General features: G+C 67.8%; 17 protein-coding genes and 1 pseudogene. 9 read left to right on the forward strand and 9 right to left on the reverse strand.

The genetic code is table 11. The annotated features are described in order from the left end of the window. The 3 genes from Q0C81_RS04520 to lpxC form a co-directional block, all read left to right on the forward strand. The coding region (locus Q0C81_RS04520; RefSeq protein WP_291834164.1) for a TonB-dependent receptor at positions 1-3,157 on the forward strand (3,157 nt) is incomplete at its 5' end. A gap of 274 nt (positions 3,158-3,431) precedes the next feature. After that, a complete protein-coding gene (ftsZ, locus tag Q0C81_RS04525) occupies positions 3,432-5,009 on the forward strand; it encodes a cell division protein FtsZ (RefSeq protein WP_291834166.1) in 1,578 nt (525 codons plus the stop codon). Between the two features lie 280 nt (positions 5,010-5,289). Continuing rightward, positions 5,290-6,189, forward strand: a complete 900-nt coding sequence (lpxC, locus tag Q0C81_RS04530; RefSeq protein ID WP_291834169.1) for a UDP-3-O-acyl-N-acetylglucosamine deacetylase — start codon at positions 5,290-5,292, stop codon at positions 6,187-6,189. On the opposite strand, the gene Q0C81_RS04535 is transcribed toward lpxC, so the two are convergent. From Q0C81_RS04535 to lgt, 4 genes are read right to left on the reverse strand one after another with little or no spacing between them, the layout of a single operon-like run. Next, positions 6,186-6,722 (reverse strand): hypothetical protein, encoded by a 537-nt coding sequence (locus Q0C81_RS04535; RefSeq protein WP_291834172.1) that lies wholly within the window; start codon positions 6,720-6,722, stop codon positions 6,186-6,188. The two genes, lpxC and Q0C81_RS04535, sit on opposite strands and share 4 nt — an antisense overlap. Continuing rightward, the gene (gene pgeF, locus Q0C81_RS04540) at positions 6,719-7,501 is read right to left on the reverse strand and encodes a peptidoglycan editing factor PgeF (protein WP_291834174.1); all 783 of its coding nucleotides are present in this window, start codon (positions 7,499-7,501) and stop codon (positions 6,719-6,721) included. Before pgeF ends, Q0C81_RS04535 begins: the two co-directional genes overlap by 4 nt. Before the next feature lie 2 nt (positions 7,502-7,503). Further along, positions 7,504-8,577: an SAM-dependent methyltransferase gene (locus Q0C81_RS04545; protein ID WP_291834176.1), complete on the reverse strand. Its 1,074-nt coding sequence runs from the start codon at positions 8,575-8,577 to the stop codon at positions 7,504-7,506. A gap of 4 nt (positions 8,578-8,581) precedes the next feature. Continuing rightward, positions 8,582-9,442: a prolipoprotein diacylglyceryl transferase gene (gene lgt / locus Q0C81_RS04550; RefSeq protein ID WP_291834178.1), complete on the reverse strand. Its 861-nt coding sequence runs from the start codon at positions 9,440-9,442 to the stop codon at positions 8,582-8,584. Between the two features lie 181 nt (positions 9,443-9,623). Here lgt and Q0C81_RS04555 point away from each other — a divergent pair, with 181 nt between their 5' ends. The 3 genes from Q0C81_RS04555 to proC all read left to right on the forward strand — a co-directional run bounded on the left by Q0C81_RS04555 (position 9,624) and on the right by proC (position 11,272). Beyond that, positions 9,624-9,899, forward strand: a complete 276-nt coding sequence (locus tag Q0C81_RS04555; protein ID WP_291834207.1) for an accessory factor UbiK family protein — start codon at positions 9,624-9,626, stop codon at positions 9,897-9,899. A 64-nt stretch (positions 9,900-9,963) separates the two neighbouring features. Further along, entirely contained in the window at positions 9,964-10,467 is a 504-nt protein-coding gene (locus Q0C81_RS04560; protein WP_291834181.1) for a YbjN domain-containing protein, read from the forward strand. Positions 10,468-10,471: 4 nt separating this feature from the next. Continuing rightward, positions 10,472-11,272: a pyrroline-5-carboxylate reductase gene (gene proC, locus Q0C81_RS04565; RefSeq protein ID WP_291834183.1), complete on the forward strand. Its 801-nt coding sequence runs from the start codon at positions 10,472-10,474 to the stop codon at positions 11,270-11,272. On the opposite strand, the gene Q0C81_RS04570 is transcribed toward proC, so the two are convergent. From Q0C81_RS04570 to Q0C81_RS04580, 3 genes are all read right to left on the reverse strand, one after another. Further along, positions 11,269-11,760, reverse strand: a complete 492-nt coding sequence (locus tag Q0C81_RS04570; RefSeq protein WP_291834186.1) for a hypothetical protein — start codon at positions 11,758-11,760, stop codon at positions 11,269-11,271. The two genes, proC and Q0C81_RS04570, sit on opposite strands and share 4 nt — an antisense overlap. Before the next feature lie 81 nt (positions 11,761-11,841). Further along, positions 11,842-13,185, reverse strand: coding sequence for an ATP-binding protein (locus Q0C81_RS04575; RefSeq protein WP_291834189.1), 1,344 nt, complete (start codon positions 13,183-13,185; stop codon positions 11,842-11,844). Positions 13,186-13,192: 7 nt separating this feature from the next. Further along, positions 13,193-13,924 (reverse strand): response regulator transcription factor, encoded by a 732-nt coding sequence (locus Q0C81_RS04580; RefSeq protein ID WP_291834193.1) that lies wholly within the window; start codon positions 13,922-13,924, stop codon positions 13,193-13,195. Between the two features lie 88 nt (positions 13,925-14,012). On the opposite strand from Q0C81_RS04580, the gene Q0C81_RS04585 reads away from it, so the two are divergent. Further along, positions 14,013-14,891, forward strand: a complete 879-nt coding sequence (locus tag Q0C81_RS04585) for a branched-chain amino acid aminotransferase (protein ID WP_291834196.1) — start codon at positions 14,013-14,015, stop codon at positions 14,889-14,891. A gap of 10 nt (positions 14,892-14,901) precedes the next feature. Here Q0C81_RS04585 and Q0C81_RS04590 read toward each other — a convergent pair whose 3' ends face one another. Then, positions 14,902-15,810: a DUF4349 domain-containing protein gene (locus Q0C81_RS04590; protein ID WP_291834200.1), complete on the reverse strand. Its 909-nt coding sequence runs from the start codon at positions 15,808-15,810 to the stop codon at positions 14,902-14,904. Between the two features lie 200 nt (positions 15,811-16,010). On the opposite strand from Q0C81_RS04590, the gene Q0C81_RS04595 reads away from it, so the two are divergent. Both Q0C81_RS04595 and Q0C81_RS04600 read left to right on the forward strand, forming a co-directional pair. Then, complete coding sequence (locus Q0C81_RS04595) at positions 16,011-17,276, forward strand: nucleoside transporter C-terminal domain-containing protein (protein ID WP_291834202.1); 1,266 nt, start codon at positions 16,011-16,013, stop codon at positions 17,274-17,276. A 17-nt stretch (positions 17,277-17,293) separates the two neighbouring features. Further along, positions 17,294-17,914 carry a glutathione S-transferase gene (locus Q0C81_RS04600; protein WP_291834205.1) on the forward strand — a complete coding sequence of 207 codons (621 nt, stop codon included), beginning with the start codon at positions 17,294-17,296 and terminating at the stop codon, positions 17,912-17,914. 114 nt (positions 17,915-18,028) lie between these two features. Here Q0C81_RS04600 and Q0C81_RS04605 read toward each other — a convergent pair. Next, positions 18,029-18,524 (reverse strand): annotated as a pseudogene (locus Q0C81_RS04605) (aromatic ring-hydroxylating dioxygenase subunit alpha); the annotation flags it as partial.

Below are 18,524 nucleotides of genomic sequence, written 5' to 3' on the forward strand. Positions count from 1 at the left end.
GAACATCGGCGGCCTGTCGCTGGCCAACCTGCGCTCGCTGGGTTCGACCCGCACCCTGACCCTGGTTGACGGCCGTCGCCACGTCTCGTCCTCGTCCGGCACCCTGGCCGTCGACGTCGACTCGATCCCGCGTCTGCTGATCGAGAACATCGAAATCGTCACCGGCGGCGCCTCGTCGGTCTACGGCGCTGACGCCGTCGCCGGCGTGCTGAACTTCGTCCTGCGCAAGGACTTCGAAGGTCTGGAAATCGACGCCCGCTACCGTCAGATCAACCAAGACGGCCAAGCCAACATCGATATCGCGGCCCTGCTGGGTCACAACTTCCTCGACGACCGTCTGAACGTCTATCTGTTCGCCGAGCACGAAGACATCGACCGGATCCGCCCGGCCGACATGGACTGGCTGCGCGACGCCTCGCTGCTGGTCGGCAACGACCTCGACCCGACCGCCGCGCCGTACGACAACCAGATGGACTCGCTGCTGTTCAGCGGCCTGCGCACCCTGTCGCGCATGCCCTGGGGCGTCACCGTCCTGGCCAACTCGCAACGTCCGAGCGCGACCAGCGACCCCGACGTTCCGTTCGGCGTCTGCGGCGATCGCGCCGGTTTCGCTGACGGCCTGGGCAACCTGAACTTCGTCGCCCCCAGCAGCAACTGCTTCAACCTGGAGCCGGGCAAGACCTATCTGTACGACGGCACGACCCCGCGTCTGGCCAACTTCGGCGTCCGCGTCAGCCAGACCGGCCTGAACCGCACGCTGAACATCGGCGGCGACGGCATCAACCCGAACACCGAGTTCGGGGGCGACACCGCCACGCCGCGTTCGGTTTCGAGCCGCTTCCAGACCGGCCTGAACTTCCGTCTGTCGGACAGCATCAACCTGTATGCTGAAGCCAAGTACACGACCGAAGAAACCGACATCATCACCCAGCCGGTGTTCGGCGACGTCATCATCCGTGACGGCGTTGAAGTCGTGACCCGCGCCAGCGCGGCTCCGGGCGCTGCTCAGACCTTCCGCATCGTCGGCGCCAACGAAGTTCAGCCGATCTTCAACAACCAGACGTTCATCACCCGTCTGGACAACGCCTTCCTGCCGGCCAGCCTGCGGACGCTGATCTCCAACAACCGCTACCAGCAGTACGCCGCCGGCACCGCTGGCAACCCGGGCGCTCCGACGAACCCGACGGGTTCGGCTGACGGCCTGACGCCGGGCGCCTTCGCCCGTCACCGCTTCTTCTCGAACGACCGGAAGCAGTTCAACACCCGCGACGTGCAGCGTTACGTCGTCGGCGGCAACGGCGACCTGGGCGACTTCGGCTTCATCCGCGACCTGGCGTGGGACCTGTCCTACACCTACGGCAAGATGGAGAACGAGAACCGCGAAGAAGGCGTCGACATCCTGCGCTTCGGCCTGGCGCAAGACGCCGTGGTCGACACGACCGGCGCCCTGGGCACCGTCGGCGCCATCGTCTGCCGGGCGCGCCTGCTGGACCGTCAGGGCCAGTTCGTCGCCGACTACCGTCCGAGCTCGCAGAACCTCACCACGCTGGCCTACGACAAGAGCCTGCGCGCGACCGATCCGTCGGCCATCGACAACTGTAAGCCGCTGAACGTGTTCGGCCCGGGCAACCAGTCGCAGGAAGCCCTGGACTATGTCTACGCCGACCTGACCGTCCGCGAAGAGAACGAACAGCACAACGCGATCTTCTCGCTGGCTGGCCGTCTGTGGGACGTGCTGGGCGCGGGTGAGATGGGCGTCGCCATCGGCGGCGAGTATCGCAAGGAAATCGCTTCGGGCATCGGTCGTGACGCCGACACCCGCGGTCGCTGGCTCTTCCTGAACACCGGCGCCGACATGCCGGAAGCCTCCTACGAGTCCAAGGAAGCCTTCGCCGAAATCTCCCTGCCGCTGATCCGTGATCACTGGCTGGGCGAGTACGCCGAACTGTCGGCCTCGTACCGCTACGCCGACTACGATCTGTACGGCAACGCGGACGTCTACGGCGTGAACCTGGTCTACCGTCCGATCCCGGACATCACCTTCAAGACCAGCTACAACACCTCGTTCCGCGCTCCGACGCTGTTCGAAGGCTTCCGCGGCACCGCGCAAACCTTCGCCAACGGCTTCACGGACTCCTGCGACGCCCGGGTCATCTCGCAACTCAGCGACCCGAACCTGCGTAGCCGCCGGATCCAGAACTGTACCGCTCTGGCGGCGCAGCGCGGCGTCACGGGCCTGACCTTCGACTACACCGACACCAACGACGCCGACGGCACCGTCCGTTACACCCCGATCGACAACGGCCAGTACGGCGCGGGTTCGATCGCCGGTGTGAACGCCGGTAACCGCAACCTGAAGCCGGAAACCTCGGACAGCTTCACCTTCACGGTGGGCCTCCAGCCGCGGTTCATCCCGAACTTCTCGCTGGTCCTCGACTACTACGAGATCCAGATCGACGACGTGATCGCCTCGGTTTCGGCCCAGACCGCCGCCAACCTCTGCGTCAACGGCCCGGACAACGGCCAGCCCGCTGGCCCGACGCCGACGCTGAACCAACAGTTCTGCGACAGCATCACGCGTAGCGGCACGAGCTTCCTGGTCACCACCTTCGTCCAGCAGTCGTACAACTACGCCAAGCGCACCACCCGCGGCCTGGACTTCACCGCCCGTTACAGCTTCGACTCGCAAGAGCTGTTCGGCCGCAACTTCGGCACGTTCAACTACTCCCTGCGCGGGTCGTGGCTGATCGAGCAGAAGAACTTCAACAACATCGCTAACCCGAACGACTTCACGGAATCGGCGAGCACGGTCTTCTTCCCGCGCGTTCGTCTGACCTCGCAACTGGCGTGGGCTCCGACCGACGCCCTGACCGTGACCTGGGGTGTCGACTGGCAGTCCTCGCAGAACATCTCGTTCCTGCGTGACTTCGTTCGCAACCCGGACGCTTCGGACGTGAACTACATCGAGACCGGCAACTTCGCCCGTCACGACCTGAACGTTCGCTTCAACGTTCGCGACGACCTGACCCTGTCGGCCGGCGTGACCAACATCTTCGACGCCGAGCAGCCCGCGTGGCTGAACGGGGGCGCGCTGGTCAGCTCGTTCGACCCCTACGGTCGCCGCTTCAACATCGGCCTGAACTACCGTCCCTGGTAAGTCCGGTCTGATCTGAAACGGAAAGGGCGGCTCGAAAGAGCCGCCCTTTTTCGTTGCGCCGATACGAAGGCCCGACCGGCGTCATCCACCGCCGAAGGGGCGTTTTCTGTTGTGAAGGTTAATGAAACTCGTGGCTGGAGCTCCGACTCAGCCTATCCGGTAACACTCCCTTAAGCAGTTCGGGCGCTTCCTTAACGCGCTCATAACCAATGCGATTCGGCGGGGTTCTCGCATTGGGACTGCAAGGGCAGGGTCGGAATTAGGGTCGGAAAACATGTCTCTCTCGCTGGTGCGTCCGCAAGCTACGGAATTGAAGCCCCGCATCGTCGTGTTCGGCGTCGGCGGCGCCGGCGGCAACGCCGTCAACAACATGATCGACGCCGGTCTCGAGGGCGTTGAGTTCGTGGTGGCCAACACCGACGCGCAGCACCTGTCGTTCGCCAAGACCGACCGCCGCATCCAGCTGGGCGAGACGATCACGCAAGGCCTGGGCGCCGGCGCCCACCCCGAGGTCGGCATGAACGCCGCCGAGGAATCCGCCGAGGAAATCTTCGGGCACCTGGACGGCGCCCACATGGTCTTCATCACCTGCGGCATGGGCGGCGGCACCGGCACCGGCGCGGCCCCCGTCATCGCCAAATGCGCCCGTGACCGCGGCATCCTGACGGTCGGCGTGGTGACCAAGCCCTTCACCTTCGAAGGCCGTCACCGCATGCGCCTGGCCGAGGCCGGCATCGCCGAGCTGCAGCGCTACGTCGACACCCTGATCGTCATCCCGAACCAGAACCTGTTCCGCGTCGCCAACGAGCGCACGACCTTCGCCGACGCGTTCGGCATGGCCGACCAGGTGCTGCACTCGGGCGTCCGCTCGATCACCGACCTGATGATCCTGCCCGGCCTGATCAACCTGGACTTCGCCGACGTGCGCGCCGTCATGTCCGAGATGGGCAAGGCGATGATGGGCACCGGCGAGGCCGAGGGCGACGACCGCGCCCTGATGGCGGCCCAGAACGCCATCGCCAACCCGCTGCTGGACGAAACCTCGCTGAAGGGCGCCAAGGCCGTGCTGGTGAACATCACCGGCGGCATGGACATGACCCTGCTGGAAGTCGACGAGGCCGCCAACGCCATCGCCGGCGAAGTGGACGCGGACGCCAACATCATCTTCGGCGCCGCCTTCGATCCCGCCCTGGACGGCAAGATCCGCGTCTCGGTCGTCGCGACCGGGATGGAAGACCTGGCCGCGGCCAAGGCCCCGCCGTCGACCGGCTCGGTCTTCGAGACCCGCCGTCCGGCCCCCGCCTTCGCGCCGCGCGCGCCGGAGCCGGTTCGCACCGAACGTGCGGCCGAGCCGGTCCGCGCCGAACTGCGCAACCGGGCCGAAGAGGCGCCGATCGTCCCCACCTTTCAGTCCGCTCAGCCGACGTACGGCGCTGTAGCCCAGGCCCCCGAGGCCCGGCCGGAGCCGGTCATCCACGTCGCCGAAGAGCGTACGCTGGAGCCGATCGTCGATCCGTGGGTCGAAGAATATGAGTCCGGCCCGCGTTCGGCCGTCGAAAAGACCCCGCAGGCCCAGGGCGAGCTGTACCTGGACCGCGCCGCCGCCGCGGCGGAGCCCGCGCCGCGTCCGGAACCGGCGTACGACGACTATGACGACCGGGACCACCGCAAGAGCGGCTGGAGCCTGTTCGGCAAGAAGCGCACTCAGCCGCAACCGACCTATCCGGCGGGCGGCAATCGCCAGACGGAAATGCGCCAGACCACTCAAACCCAGCCGACCGTCGAGCCGGAACTGGGACAAGCCGAGGACGATCTCGAGATCCCGTCCTTCCTGCGTCGCCTGGCCAACTAGACCCCCTGCGCATCGCCTGCATCGCCGCCCCGGAGGAGACTCCGGGGCGGTTTTGCATGGGCGAGCGGTCGAGAAAGCCGCTTCGCGCGGCGCCCGATGTACGGGCCCGGCGGGCAAGGAACCGGACGTGATCCTCTTCGCCTTACGGGCGGGGTCCTGTTTCAGGCCGAAACAATCCGAAACCCGACTTTGATTTTCCGCTTGTTCACCATCCTCTAGACCGTGCGTGGGGCGAACTCCGCACGCAGAGGCGGAACGCAAAGATGCAGAGAGTTTGAGTTTGTCGGTCCGCAACGACCATCTCCAGAAGACGACCGTCGCGCCCGCGATCATCGCCGGCGTGGGCGTGCACACGGGCGACCGCGTGCGCCTGGCCGTGCGCCCGGCGCCGGTCGGCACGGGGATCGTCTTCGTGCGCACCGACATCACCGATCGCGACAACCGCATCCCCGTCTCGGGCGAGGCCGTCATCGACGCCCGCCTGAACACCATGATCGAGAACGCCGCCGGCGTGCGGCTGTCGACCATCGAACACCTGATGGCCGCCTTCGCCGCCCTGGGCGTGTCGAACGCCGTGGTCGAGGTGGACGGCCCCGAGCTGCCGATCCTGGACGGTTCGGCGCTGCAGTTCGTCCAGCTGCTGGATCGGGCCGGGTTCCGCCGTCAGCCGGAACCGGTGCGCTATATCGAGATCCTTGAGCCGATCCGGGTTCAGGACGGCGACAAGAGCGCCGCCCTGCTGCCCTGCGACCGCTATGAGATGCGGTTCGAGATCGATTTCGACACCCCGGTCATCGGCAACCAGGTCGTGGACTTCGTGGTCGACGAGCAGACCTTCCGCGACGAGATCATGGCCGCCCGCACCTTCGGCTTCGCCCATGAGGTCGAGGCCCTGCGCAAGGCCGGCCTGGCCCGCGGCGGCTCGCTGGAGAACGCCGTGGTCATCGACGGCGACCAGATCCTGAACCCGGGCGGGCTGCGCATGGAGCGTGAGTTCGTGAAGCACAAGGCGCTGGACGCCATCGGCGACCTGTACGTGCTCGGCGCGCCCCTGCTGGGCCGCTATGAGGGCGTGAAGGCCGGCCACGCGATCAACAACCTGCTGGTCCGCGAACTGCTGGCCAACCCGCAGGCCTGGCGCGAAGTCGTGCGCGTGCCCGAGCTGGCGATGGCGGGCTAGGCCTTCGGACGCTCGCTGGAGTCGCTCTGCGGGTTGAACAGGTTCATCGTGAACCCCCGGAACATCAGGTAGCGCTCCCATACGGATTTCGCGTCGCCCGAAATGCTCTGCTCGATGTTATCGAGGCCCCTCACGATCACGTAGATGCCGCCCACCGCCGTAATGAACGTCGTGGCGGGAGACGCCGCCTGGTTGGTGGCGAACAGGATGGATATCGTCCCGATCACGATTTCTATCAGGCCGTACAACGGGCGGACCCTGAGCCTCAGATTGTAGAGGCCGATGGCCACCATGAGCCCGGCCGCCGCCGCAACGAAGCCAAGGCCGAAGGACTGGTTCTGGTACCAGCTGTAAACGATGCTCCCGCCCCGCCAGATCAGGGCGATGAGGCCGGCGTAGAAGGCGATTCCCGCGGGCAGAATCAGGGGGAGAAGGTACTCGATCCGCTTGATGGGGATCATCGATGCGGCGGTGATGGCGGCGAACCCGCCCCCCAGCAGCCACCAGGCGTGATCCAGAATCCAGCCGATCATGCCGCGCCCCGATCCAGGCTGATCGCGCTCATCAGGCGGCCGAAATCCGGCTCGCCGTTCAGATAGGCCCGGCGGTTCGAGAAGAACTGCACCGCGTCCGCGCGGGTGTCGTGGCCGGTCCAGGCCGCCTCGCCCACGCCGGCCTGCTCCAGACGCCACAGGACGAAGGCGGGCAGGTCGAACAGGCGTTTGTCGGCGGCGGAGCCGGGGCGGAAGAAGCGTTCGCTGCCCGGATCGTGGTGGGCGAAGCGTTCCTCGAAATCCGCGCCGACTTCATATGACGCCTGGGCGATGCAGGGCCCGACGACGGCGACCATGCGCGAGGGCTCGGCGCCCAGGGCCTGCATGGCGGCGACGGTGGAATGGACGATGCCGCCCAGCGCGCCCTTCCAGCCCGCATGGGCCGCGCCGACGATCCCGGCGTCCGGATCGGCCAGCAACACGGGGGCGCAATCGGCGGTCAGGACGCCGCAGATGACGCCGGGCGCGGCGGTGACCGTGGCGTCGCCCTCTGGCCGCTCCCCCTTCCAGCCGGCCTCGGCCACGCGGGCCACGGCGGAGTGGATCTGGTAGCAGGCGGCCAGGTCGTCCGGCAGGCCGCCCATGTGGGCGGCGATCCGGCGGCGGTTCTCGGCGACCGCGGCGGCGTCATCGGTAGAGCCCAGACCGGCGTTCAGGCTGTCGTAGAGACCGCTTGAGACGCCGCCCTGCCGCGTGAAGAAGCCGTGACGGATGCCCGCGCGGTCCAGCAGCGGATGTCGGATCGGCTCCAGCGACATGATCAGTCCTCAAACCCGGGAACCACCAGGGTATGCGGAGAGAAGATCGCGCAGGCCTTGAACAGGGTTCCCATCTGGTCGTCGCCGGTCAGGCGCGCCAGCTGGCGGTCGATGACCGGGGCGGCGTCGGGGCGGCCGGACTTCAGCCGCTCGGCGCGGTGCTCGATGCCCAGCAGCTTCAGGAACTCGCCCTGGCCCAGGCAGCCGGTCACGTCAGCGCCTGCATGGACGGCGGCTTCCAGCACGATGGGGAAGTCGGCCCATTGGGTCAGGTCGGCCTCGCCCGGATCGGCCAGGGGATCGACCTTCTGGTGACGGCGCAGGGCCTGCAGGGTGTCGCCGGCCTCTGGCTTGGCGCGGCCGTAGTCGATCAGCAGGGCGGCGCCCGAGGCGGCCTTGACCAGGGTCGCCAGATCGCGGCCGAAGCCCGTCTGCTGCTCGGAAATCTCGAGGGTCTGGCCGGGCTCGACCTCATAGGCGGGCCGTTTGAAGCCGCCGGTGATCTTCACCAGTCCGAACTGCAGCGCGCCGTCGTCGGTGACGCCCACGCGGCGCTCGGCCCAGCCGTCCTCGGTGCGCACGAACTGGCGGGCGGGCAGGCAGTCCAGCACTTCATTGGCGATCAGGATCACCGGGGCGTCGGTCTCGACCCGGTCCAGGGCCGAGACCCAGCGCGGATGCACGTCGCTGTCGGCCAGCATGCGGGCCTGGGCGGCGCGCAGAGGGGCGCTGGGCTCGATCAGGATCAGGTCGACCGCTTCGAGGAAGTCCGGGGCCAGACGGGCGGCGCGCAGGGCGTCGGCCATCAGTGTGCCGTCGCCGGGGCCGACCTCGACCAGCCGCACCCGTTCGGGCGCGCCAAGCCGACGCCACAGCTCGATGGCCCACAGGCCGATCAGCTCGCCGAACATCTGGCTGATCATCGGCGCGGTGATGAAGTCGCCGGTCGCGCCGATGGCGGGCCGCGTGGCGTAGTAGCCGCCCTGCGGGTCGTGCAGGCAGCGGGTCACGAAGTCGGCGACCGTCATCGGCCCGGTGAGGGCGATCTCGCGCGCCAGCCGTTCCTTCAGGCTCATGGCGTCAGGCCGCGACGGGCGGGCGGCTCCAGGCGCGCCAGATCAGCCAGGCTCCGACCAGCATCATCGGCGTCGACAGGATCATCCCCATGGTCAGGCCCAGCGGCAGATGGTCCAGACCGGCATCAGGCTGGCGCACCGTTTCCAGCGTGGCGCGGATCAGGCCGTAGCCCAGCAGGAACAGGCCGGTGACGTAGCCCGGCTTGCGCAGCAGGCCGACCTTCCAGATGGCGAAGGCCAGCAGGCCGAACAGGAAGATCCCCTCCAGGCCGGCCTCGTAGAGCTGGCTGGGGTGGCGCGGTTCATTGCCCGCGGGGCAGAAGCCGTACATCCGCTGGATGCTGTCGTTGCAGAAGCGGACGGCCCAGGGGACGGTCGTCTCGCGGCCCCAGAGCTCGCCGTTGATGAAGTTGGCCAGGCGGCCGAACATCAGGCCGAAGGGCGCGGCGGCCAAGGCCACGTCGCCCACGCTCAGGATGCGCACCTTCGAGCGCAGGGCGAAGACCACCACGGCCAGGGTGCAGCCCAGCAGGCCGCCGTGGAAGGACATGCCGCCGTCCCACAGCCGGAACAGGGCGAAATTGTCGGGGCCCATGAACAGCTGCCCGTACAGGTGCGGCTGATAGAACAGGGCATAGCCGAGACGGCCGCCCAGGATGATGCCGAGGGTGACCCACAGGACCAGATCATCCAGCTGCTGAGTGTTGATCGGCGCCTTGCCGGGCGCCCACAAGCGGTCCGTCTTGATGATGCGGGCGGCGTACCACCACCCCAGGACGATGCCCGCCACATAGGCGAGGGCGTACCAGCGGATATCCAGCGGGCCGATGCTGATCAGCACCGGATCGAACTCGGGAAATTGCACGGGCGCTCCTGACGGCGTTTCCTCGGAAACGTGGTTTAGCAAGCGTCGCCGATCCCGTCCCCGAAATTTCCGTAACGCCGGATCGGCGCTTTCGCCGCATGCTCGACAAGGTTTCGTTCACCATATCGGCTCAACCTTCATTAACGATGCTCGCCAGTGTGAGTCGGAGCGCCTGAAAGCCATGCAGACCCGTAATCCCTTCCTCGATGAGTTCTCCAAACTGACCACCGGCGCCATGGGACTGGCCCAGGCGGCGGGCGAGGAAGCCAAGACCGCCATGCGCGCCCAGGCCGACCGTTTCGTCGCCGAAATGGACCTTGTACGGAGAGACGAGTTCGACGCGCTGAAGGCGGAAGTCACGGCTTTGCGTGCGGAAATTGCCGCCCTGAAGGCCCCGAAGACGCCTCGTAAGGGAACGTCCACAGCGTCGGTTCCCCCTCAGGACGCAGCCGGTTGAGCCGAATCTGCGAACCCGCCTACGGTTCCTTAACAGGGCGTGAGTCGCGCCCAAGGAAGACTTGATGGACGCCGCGCGGCCCGAAGAAATCGACACGCCCTACGATCCTCTGGACGTGGTCGAGCATGTGCTGGTGGCGGAAAACCTTCCGTTCGACCGGACCGACGAGGGCGATCTGGCCTTCTCGCTGGCCGGCGACTGGAAGGACTATGAGCTGTGGTTCGCCTGGCGTCCGGAGGGCGACTGCCTTCAACTGTGCTGCGCGCTGGACCTGCAGGCCGCCAAGTCGAAACGCACCGCCGCCTATGAACTGGTCGGCCTGATCAACCAGCGCACTTGGATGGGCCATTTCGAGGTCTGGGCCGAGGACGGCGAAATCGTCTTCCGCCATTCGCTGGCCCTGCCGCTGGGCGAGCGTCCAACCCTGGCCCAGGCCGCGTCGATGATTGACGCCGCCGTGGAAGCCGCCGACCGCTACTATCCGGCCTTCGACTTCATGATCCGCGGATCGAAGAAGCCGCAGGAGGCGATCGACGCCTGCCTGTTCGAGACGGTCGGCACCGCCTGATCCCATGACCTCCGATGTCTCCCGTGACGGCGTGGTCCTGGTGGGCTGCGGCCGTCTGGGTTCGGCCATGCTCGAGGGCTGGCTGGCGACCGGCGCGGTCGAGGCGCGCGACCTGATCATCCTGACGCCGTCCGAGAAGCCCGCCGCCGAGGCGGCGCGGGCCAAGGGGGCGCGGGTCAATCCGCCCCTGGACGTCCTGCGCCCGGCGAAGACCGTGGTGCTGGCGGTGAAGCCGGCGATGTGGCGCGACGCCCTGCCGCCGCTGGCGCCGTATCTGAATCCCGAAGCCGTGCTGCTGTCCGTGATGGCGGGCGTGCGGGCGGGCGACCTTTTCGCCGCCGCAGGACGTCCGGTGGCGCGGATCATGCCGACCACGGCGGTGGCGCAAGGGCAGGGCGTGGCGGCGGTCTGGTCTGAAGACGCGCGCGCCCTCAGGGCGGCGCAGGCCCTGTTCGCTCCGGTGGCCGATGTGGCGCCGCTGGAGGACGAGGGACTGATGGACGCGGCGACCGCCGTGGCCGGGTCGGCTCCCGCCTTCATCTACGCCTTCGTACAGGCGCTGGCGGACGCCGGCGTGGCGCAGGGCCTGTCGCCGGAGGCGGCGGCGCGTCTGGCGCGGGGCGCGCTGCGCTCGGCGGGCGCCGGACTGGAGACGGGGGAGGGTCTGGACGCCCTGATCGCCCGCATCGCCTCGCCGGGGGGCACGACCCGGGCGGGGCTGGACGCCATGGCCGACGGCGGCGACCTGAACCGCGCGGCCGAAACCGCCGTCAGGGCCGCCGTGGACCGGGCGCGATCATTCTAGCGGTTGACGTAACGCCCCGTGGCGAGGTTCGAGCTGAACCGGCGGAAGGCGCGGTCGGCGTCCTGCCAGGTGGTGAAGCCGCGCACATCCGCGAGCGTGTTCGAGAACCACTCATAACGCACCGGCTGGACCGTGCCGTCGGCCAGGGTGATCTGCCCCTCGATCTCCGCGCCGCCGATGGAGATGCTGCGCATCGGGTCGAGCCCGGGGCGTTCCGAGATCTGCTGGAAGGTCGGACGGTTGGGCTTGAGATCGGTCAGGACCAGGTCGATCCGCGCGCCGTTCAGGGCGGGCGTCTCGGCGACGGCCTGGGTCACGAGCTGAACCAGCCGGTCGGACTGCTCACGCACTTCGCGCGGGCCCAGTTCTTCGACCTTGTCCTGCAGCTGGGCGCCGACGGTCACGTTGACCGAGGCCGGTTCGGCCAAGGCGGCGCCGGCGAGGGCGGCGGTTACGGCGAATGGAACGATAAAGGTGAGATTGCGCATGGTCAGGCTCTCCAGATCGCCCCCGATCCGTCCGTAAAATGGGCCTAGTGGCCCCGCTTCGCAATGCCCGCGCGGCGGGCGCTAGCCGGGCAGGCGGATCACGGCGCGCAGGCCGCCCATGTCGCTGCGTTCCAAGGTGATGTCGCCGCCGTGGCCGCGCGCCACGTCGCGCGCGATCGCCAGACCCAGGCCGACGCCCTTGTGGTTCTGGTTGCGGGAGTCGTCCAGGCGCGAGAAGGGCCGGAAGGCCTCTTCGTGCATGTCGTCGGGAATGCCCGGGCCGTCATCCTCGATGGCGATCTCGAGGCCGCCGGAGGGCAGGGGGCGGGCGCTGAGCCGCACATGTTCGCCATGGGCGGCGGCGTTGCCCGCCAGGTTGCTGATCGCGCGCTTGAAGGCCAGCGGGCGAAGCGAGGCGGTCAGGTCTTCGGGCGCGCTCACCTCGACCTCGGCGCCGGCGCGGCGGGCGTCCTCGCCGGCGGCGGTCAGCAGGCCGGCGATGGAGATCTCCTGCGCGGGCTCCCCGGCCTCGCCGCGGGCGAAGGCCAGGTATTCGTCGATCATGTGCTCCATCTCGTCCATGTCGCCGCGCATGGCCTCGGCGCGCTTGAACGGAGGAGCGAGGGCCAGTTCCAGCCGCAGGCGGGTCAGGGGTGTGCGCAGGTCGTGGCTGACCGAGGCCAGCAGGGCGGTGCGCTGGTCGATATGGCGCTGGATGCGGTCGCGCATGTTCATGAAGGCCTGGGCCGCGGCCCGGACCTCGCGCGCGCCCGAGGGCTTGAAGCGTTCGCGCGGCTCGCCCCGGCCGAAGGCTTCCGCCGCCTCGGCCAGCCGCTCGATGGCGCGCACTTGGTTGCGGATGAACAGGATGGCGACACCCATCAGCAGGACGGTGGCGACCAGCAGCCACAGGACGAAGATGTGGGCCTGGGTCGCCACCGCGCGCTCCCGCGGGGCGATGATGCGCAGCACGCCCTGCGGCTGCTGCACCCGGATATCGACGTAGGCGGGGTAGCGCGTGGTGTCGAACCAGACCGGCTGGTCGATCCGCGCCTTCAGCGCCTTCTCCAGGGTGCGGTCGATGACCCCGATGGCGCCGCGCCGCCTGTCCCGGGGCAGGACCTCGCCCTCCTGCAGCGCGATGGACAGGGACATGGAGCGCTGCGCCCGCTCGGCGATGACGTCCAGGTTCTGAGGCGTCGGATCGTCGGCGTAGCTTTCGGCGGCCCAGGCGATATCGCCCGCCAGCCCGTCGGACAGGCGCGCGGTCACCGTCTGCCAGTGCATGTCGAAGAAGGCCCAGGTCACGGCCACCTGCATGACCAGCACCGGCAGGACGATGATCAGCAGCGACCGGCCCCACAGCGAGGTCGGCAGGCGCCGCTTCAGGAAGCGCGGCCACAAGGTCGCGGGCAGAAGCCGCATGACGCGATCAGTCCGGAGCCAGCATGTAGCCGATGCCGCGCACGGTCTGGAGGTAGCGCGGGTTCTTGGGGTCGGCTTCCAGTTTGCGGCGCAGGCGGGTGACCTGCACGTCCACGGCGCGGCCGGTGATGTCGGCGGTGTCGGGCGACAGGCTCATGCGCTCCACCGGGGCGTGGGCGTGGATGGCCAGGGTCTTCAGAAGCTGGGCCTCGGCCTCGGTCAGGCGCTGGGGCTTGCCGTCCTTGAGCAGTTCCAGCCGCTCCATGTCGAACACCGCCGGTCCCAGCTTGATCTCGCGCGGGGTCAGCGGCTTGCCGCCGGTGCGGCGCAGGATGGCGTCGATGCGCAGGGCCAGTTCGCGCGGATCGAACGGCTTGGACATGTAGTCGTCGGCGCCGCGGGACAGTCCTTCGATACGATCATCCGGATCGCCGCGGGCGGTCAGCAGCAGGACGGGGGTCTTGGAGGTCTCGGCCTTCGACCGAATCCAGGTCGTCAGGTCGAAGCCGCTTTCACCGGGCATCATGACGTCCAGCACGATCAGGTCGAATTCGATCAGTTCGACAAGACGTTTGGCGGCCGCCGCGTGGGCGGCGCCGGTGACCCGATAACCCTCGCGGGTGAGGAATTCTTTCAGCAGTTCACGGATGCGGTCGTCGTCGTCGACGACCAGCAGGTGACGGCCTGCGCCGGGTCCGGCGATGGGGCCCGAGCGGCCATAGGCGCGAACGTCGCTCATGCGGATGCGACCTCAGAGGCGCGACAGGCGTTGACCTGAGCGATTCCGGCGGGTCTAACCCGAGTGATTTCGCGGGAGACGTTCTTCAATGGCCTTCGTTCCTTTCGACGATCGTGACGGTTGGATCTGGATGGACGGCGATTTCGTGCCCTGGCGGGAAGCGAAAACGCACGTTTTGACCCATGCCCTTCATTACGGCTCGTCGGTCTTCGAGGGTGAGCGTATGTATGGCGGCGAAATCTTCAAGCTGACGCCGCACTCGGAACGTCTGCAACGCTCCGCGAACCTGCTGGATTTTGATCTTCCCTATAGCGTGGCCGAGATCGACGCCGCCTGCAAGGAAACCTGCGAAAAGATGGGACTTTCGGACTGCTATGTGCGTCCGGTGGCCTATCGCGGGCCGGAGCAGGTCAGCGTCTCGACGATCAACAACAAGACCCACGTGGCCATCGCCGTGTGGGAGTGGCCCAGCTACTTCGATCCGGAGACCAAGGCGAAGGGGATCCGCCTGGAGTGGGCCAAGTGGCGCCGCCCGGACCCCGCCACCGCCCCGTCGGCGGCCAAGGCCGCGGGCCTGTACATGATCTGCACCATGTCCAAGACCGCCGCCGAGAAGCGCGGCTATTCGGACGCGATGATGCTGGACTGGCGCGGATATGTCGCCGAGGCGACCGGCGCCAACGTCTTCTTCGTGCAGGACGGCGTGCTGCACACCCCGCCCATCGACGCGATCCTGGACGGCATCACCCGCCAGACGGTGATCGAAATGGCCAAGGCCAAGGGCATCGAGGTGATCGTGCGCCATATCCGCCCGGAAGAACTGGCGACCTTCAGCGAATGCTTCCTGACGGGCACGGCCGCCGAGGTGACGCCGGTGAGCGAAGTCGGCGAATACCGCTTCACCCCCGGCGCCCTCAGCCTCGGCCTGATGGAAGACTACGGCAAGCTGGTGCGCGGCCAGCTCTGACGCGACCGCTTCAGGCGGCGACGGAGACTTTCCGCCGCCGCACCACCGCCCACCAGACCGCGCCGCCGATCACGGCGACGGGCAGCAGCACCGATCCCATCGTGATCAGCAGCGCCAGCATGCCCATGGACAGGCCAAACGCGTCCTGAAGCGCGCGGGCGACCGGCCGGGTCGGGCTGCCGGCGGCCATGACCCCGCCCTCGCGGTAGTCGATGGTCAGGCGCGCGGTCAGGACGCGGTCGTTCAGCGCGCGCAACTCGATCTGCTGGGCGTCCTGCTGGCGTTGAAGGTCGGCGATCTGACGTTCGATCTCCAGGCGCTGAGCCACTGTTCCGCCCTGACGGCGCTGGAGGTCGCGGATACGGTCGGCGATCGTGGCGGTGGTCGCCGATCCGGTCTGGGCCACGTCGATGTCGCGGGTGACGTTCTCCCCTTCGGTGATCGAGCTTTCCAGTCGCCCGCCGGCGTTGCGGGCGTCCAGCGCCAGACCGGAGCGGAAGCGGTTGATCCATTCAGGCTGGCCGCGCAGTTCCAGCCTGCCGCCGGCCTGGCGCGAGGCCCAGTCCGAGTTGGCCGAGACGACCTGACAATAGCCGGCTCCTGCGGAGGCGCAGGCGAGCTCGTGTCGGCTCATCATCTCGGCCCCCCGGTCCTTGGGCGCGGACAAGACGTAACCGAAGGCGTAGGCGATGCGGGCCACGGGGGCGAGCGGCGCCGAAGCTTCAATGGGCTGCGAGGTGACCTGTTGCGCAGTCGACGCCGTGTCGGTTCGAGCGGCGCGGTTCGCGACCGCGGACGGTCCAGCGGCGACTCCCTCAGGAGCGTCAGAGGCGCGGTCGAAGCCCTCGGTCGCGGGTTCTTGTCCGCAGGCGGACAACGTCAGTGCGCCGGCGGCGGCCAGCATCAGAGCCCTACGCATGTCATTTCTCCCTGTCGCCGTGATGATCACGGTTCCGTGATGGCGCGCCCGGATCGGGGCGAAGTGTGGACGGGAGAAGAGCGGAAGCGTGGCCTTATGCGGCCAGATTTCGGACCGGGTTTACGCTCCGCTTGCCAGACGCGGCGGCGTGGCGTTCAACGGGCTGAAGGGGCCGACGGGGAGTCGGTCGGGGAAGATCGATGTTCAGCCTGCTGAATCTCCAGAGCCTGCTTGGCCTTGTCGTCATCGTGGCGGCCTGCTGGGGCCTGTCCGAGAACAAGCGCGCCTTCCCCTGGAAGCTGGCGATCGGCGCGATCATCGTGCAGGCGGCGCTGGTGCTGGTGCTGTTCAATCCGGCTTCGGGCGGGGTCCTGCACGCGGTGAACGGCGCCGTGGACGGTCTGGCCAAGGCGACGCGCGAGGGCACGAACTTCGTCTTCGGCTATCTGGCCGGCGAGGAGTATCCGCAGCCCTATGCGGTGCAGAACCAACAGGGCCTGTTCACCTTCGCCTTCCAGGTCCTGCCGCTGATCCTGGTGATCTCCGCTCTGTCGGCCCTGCTCTGGCACTGGAAGATCCTGAAGTGGATCACCTATGGCTTCGGCATCCTGTTCCAGAAGACGATGGGGCTGGGCGGGGCTTCTGCGCTGGCGGTGGCGGCCAACATCTTCCTGGGCATGATCGAGAGCCCGATCGTGATCCGCGCCTATCTGGACAAGCTGACCCGGTCGGAGCTGTTCCTGATGATGGTGGTCGGTTTGGCGACGGTGGCCGGTTCGACCATGGTGGCCTACGCCCTGATGCTGGAAAGCACCCTGACCAACGCCGCGGGGCACGTGCTGGTCGCCTCGATCATTTCGGCGCCGGCGGGCATCCTGCTGGCCCGCATCATCATTCCGGAGACGGCCGGCGAGGGCGGCGCCTTCGCCGAGTACGACTCGCCCCTGAAGTACGACAGCGCCATCGACGCCATCGTGAAAGGCACGTCCGACGGCCTGATGGTGGTGCTGAACATCTCGGCGGTGCTGATCGTCTTTGTGGCGCTGGTGGCCCTGGTGAACATCATGGTCGGTGCGATCTTCCCTGGCATCAGTGTTGAATGGCTGTTGAGCTGGATCTTCGCCCCGGTCGCCTGGCTGACGGGCGTCGAATGGTCGGATGCCCGGGAGGCGGGCCTGTTGCTGGGCGTCAAACTGACCCAGACCGAGTTCAAGGCTTTCATGGAACTGGGCGCCGTGCCGGGCGGAGCCATAAGCGAGCGCACCCGTATGCTGCTGACCTACGCCCTGTGCGGCTTCGCCAACATCGGTTCGGTGGGCATCACCGTGACCGGCCTGTCCGTGCTGATGCCCGAGCGACGGGAAGAGGTTCTGGGACTGGTGTGGAAGGCGCTGTTCGCGGGCTTCCTGGCCACCCTGATGAGCGCCGCCATTGTCGGCGCGATGCCGGCCTCCATATTCGGCTGAACCGAAAGGCCGATCACATGAAGCTCTACACCTCGCACCGCGCCCCCAACCCGCGCCGCGTGCGCTGGGTCATGGCCGAAAAGGGTGTCCAGGACGTCGAACTGGTCGAGATCGACATCATGGTCGGCGAGCACCGGACGCCCGAGTACCGGGCAAGGGTCGGCGTGCCGCATGTGCCCGCGCTGGAGCTGAAGGACGGCACGACGATCTCGGAATCGGTCGCCATCTGCCGCTATCTGGAGTCGGTCTATCCCGAGCCCAACCTGTTCGGACGTGACGCCAGCGAGCAGGCGGTGATCGAGATGTGGACCCGCCGCTGCGAGTTCTACCTGGCCAATCCGATCATGCTGAACGTGCGCCACTCGCACCCGGCCCTGGTCGCGCTGGAGGCCACGCAGGTGCCGCAGGTGGCCGACTACAACCGGCTGGCGGCCGAGAAATTCATGCGCACCCTCGACCGTCGTCTGGCGGACAATGAGTTCATCGCCTCGGACCGCTTCACCATCGCCGACGTCGTGGCGGTGGTGGGGCTCGATTTCGCGCGGCTGATCAAATACCGGCCGCCCGAGGAGTTCACCCATCTGGCCCGCTGGCTGGAGGCGAGCCGCGCCCGTCCGGCGGCGCAGGCGGGGGTCTGAGCCAGAGCGAAATCGGTTGGGTTGGACGCAGTCCAACTGGGCTCAGATTTCGCTCCAGTTTGATGCTGGACCGTTTTTTGGATTCAGATCGATCCGACCTGAAGCAAAAATGGTCTAGAGCCGGCAGGCGAACGGGCCTTCCTCGGCCGGTTCGAGCGTCTGGCCCTGATAGAGCATCGCCACCCGCGGACCGGGGAAGTCGCCGGGACCCTGCAGGAAACGCGGCGCGCCGAAGCGTTCGATGTTGTCCAGCTGGGTAGCCAGGGCGTGCTTGTCCTGGGCCACCACCCGCTCCATGAACAGCCGGATCGCAGCCTGCTTCAGCCAGCCGGGACCGCGCCCCTTCGGCGTGGTGAAGCGGGCGAACAGCCTCAGGGTCGTGGCCGATACCGGGGTGAAGAAGACGGTCACCAGCAGGGTCAGTCCCTTCGGCCCCTCCCACCGCGCCTGGATGATGTTGGGCGCGTGCAGGCGGGTGACGCTGCGCTCGCGCGGCGGCTCCAGCAGGCGGGACATCCAGCCGAGATCCGGTTGCGGCTGGCGGATGATCGATTCCAGCCAGGTCTCGCCGGCGCGGATCGACATCGTCACCGGCATGCGCCGCGTGCTG

This window comes from Brevundimonas sp. (assembly GCF_023259385.1).
In the GTDB taxonomy this organism is placed as follows: Bacteria; Pseudomonadota; Alphaproteobacteria; order Caulobacterales; family Caulobacteraceae; genus Brevundimonas.

What these genes read in the sequence shown, in the direction of transcription:
- ftsZ (WP_291834166.1), top strand. Translation starts at nt 3,432, where the DNA reads ATGTCTCTCTCGCTGGTGCGTCCGCAAGCTACGGAATTGAAGCCCCGC.
- Q0C81_RS04535 (WP_291834172.1), bottom strand. Translation starts at nt 6,722, where the DNA reads ATGATCGGCTGGATTCTGGATCACGCCTGGTGGCTGCTGGGGGGCGGG.
- pgeF (WP_291834174.1), bottom strand. Translation starts at nt 7,501, where the DNA reads ATGTCGCTGGAGCCGATCCGACATCCGCTGCTGGACCGCGCGGGCATC.
- Q0C81_RS04545 (WP_291834176.1), bottom strand. Translation starts at nt 8,577, where the DNA reads ATGAGCCTGAAGGAACGGCTGGCGCGCGAGATCGCCCTCACCGGGCCG.
- Q0C81_RS04555 (WP_291834207.1), top strand. Translation starts at nt 9,624, where the DNA reads ATGCAGACCCGTAATCCCTTCCTCGATGAGTTCTCCAAACTGACCACC.
- Q0C81_RS04560 (WP_291834181.1), top strand. Translation starts at nt 9,964, where the DNA reads ATGGACGCCGCGCGGCCCGAAGAAATCGACACGCCCTACGATCCTCTG.
- proC (WP_291834183.1), top strand. Translation starts at nt 10,472, where the DNA reads ATGACCTCCGATGTCTCCCGTGACGGCGTGGTCCTGGTGGGCTGCGGC.
- Q0C81_RS04570 (WP_291834186.1), bottom strand. Translation starts at nt 11,760, where the DNA reads ATGCGCAATCTCACCTTTATCGTTCCATTCGCCGTAACCGCCGCCCTC.
- Q0C81_RS04575 (WP_291834189.1), bottom strand. Translation starts at nt 13,185, where the DNA reads ATGCGGCTTCTGCCCGCGACCTTGTGGCCGCGCTTCCTGAAGCGGCGC.
- Q0C81_RS04580 (WP_291834193.1), bottom strand. Translation starts at nt 13,924, where the DNA reads ATGAGCGACGTTCGCGCCTATGGCCGCTCGGGCCCCATCGCCGGACCC.
- Q0C81_RS04585 (WP_291834196.1), top strand. Translation starts at nt 14,013, where the DNA reads ATGGCCTTCGTTCCTTTCGACGATCGTGACGGTTGGATCTGGATGGAC.
- Q0C81_RS04590 (WP_291834200.1), bottom strand. Translation starts at nt 15,810, where the DNA reads ATGCGTAGGGCTCTGATGCTGGCCGCCGCCGGCGCACTGACGTTGTCC.
- Q0C81_RS04595 (WP_291834202.1), top strand. Translation starts at nt 16,011, where the DNA reads ATGTTCAGCCTGCTGAATCTCCAGAGCCTGCTTGGCCTTGTCGTCATC.
- Q0C81_RS04600 (WP_291834205.1), top strand. Translation starts at nt 17,294, where the DNA reads ATGAAGCTCTACACCTCGCACCGCGCCCCCAACCCGCGCCGCGTGCGC.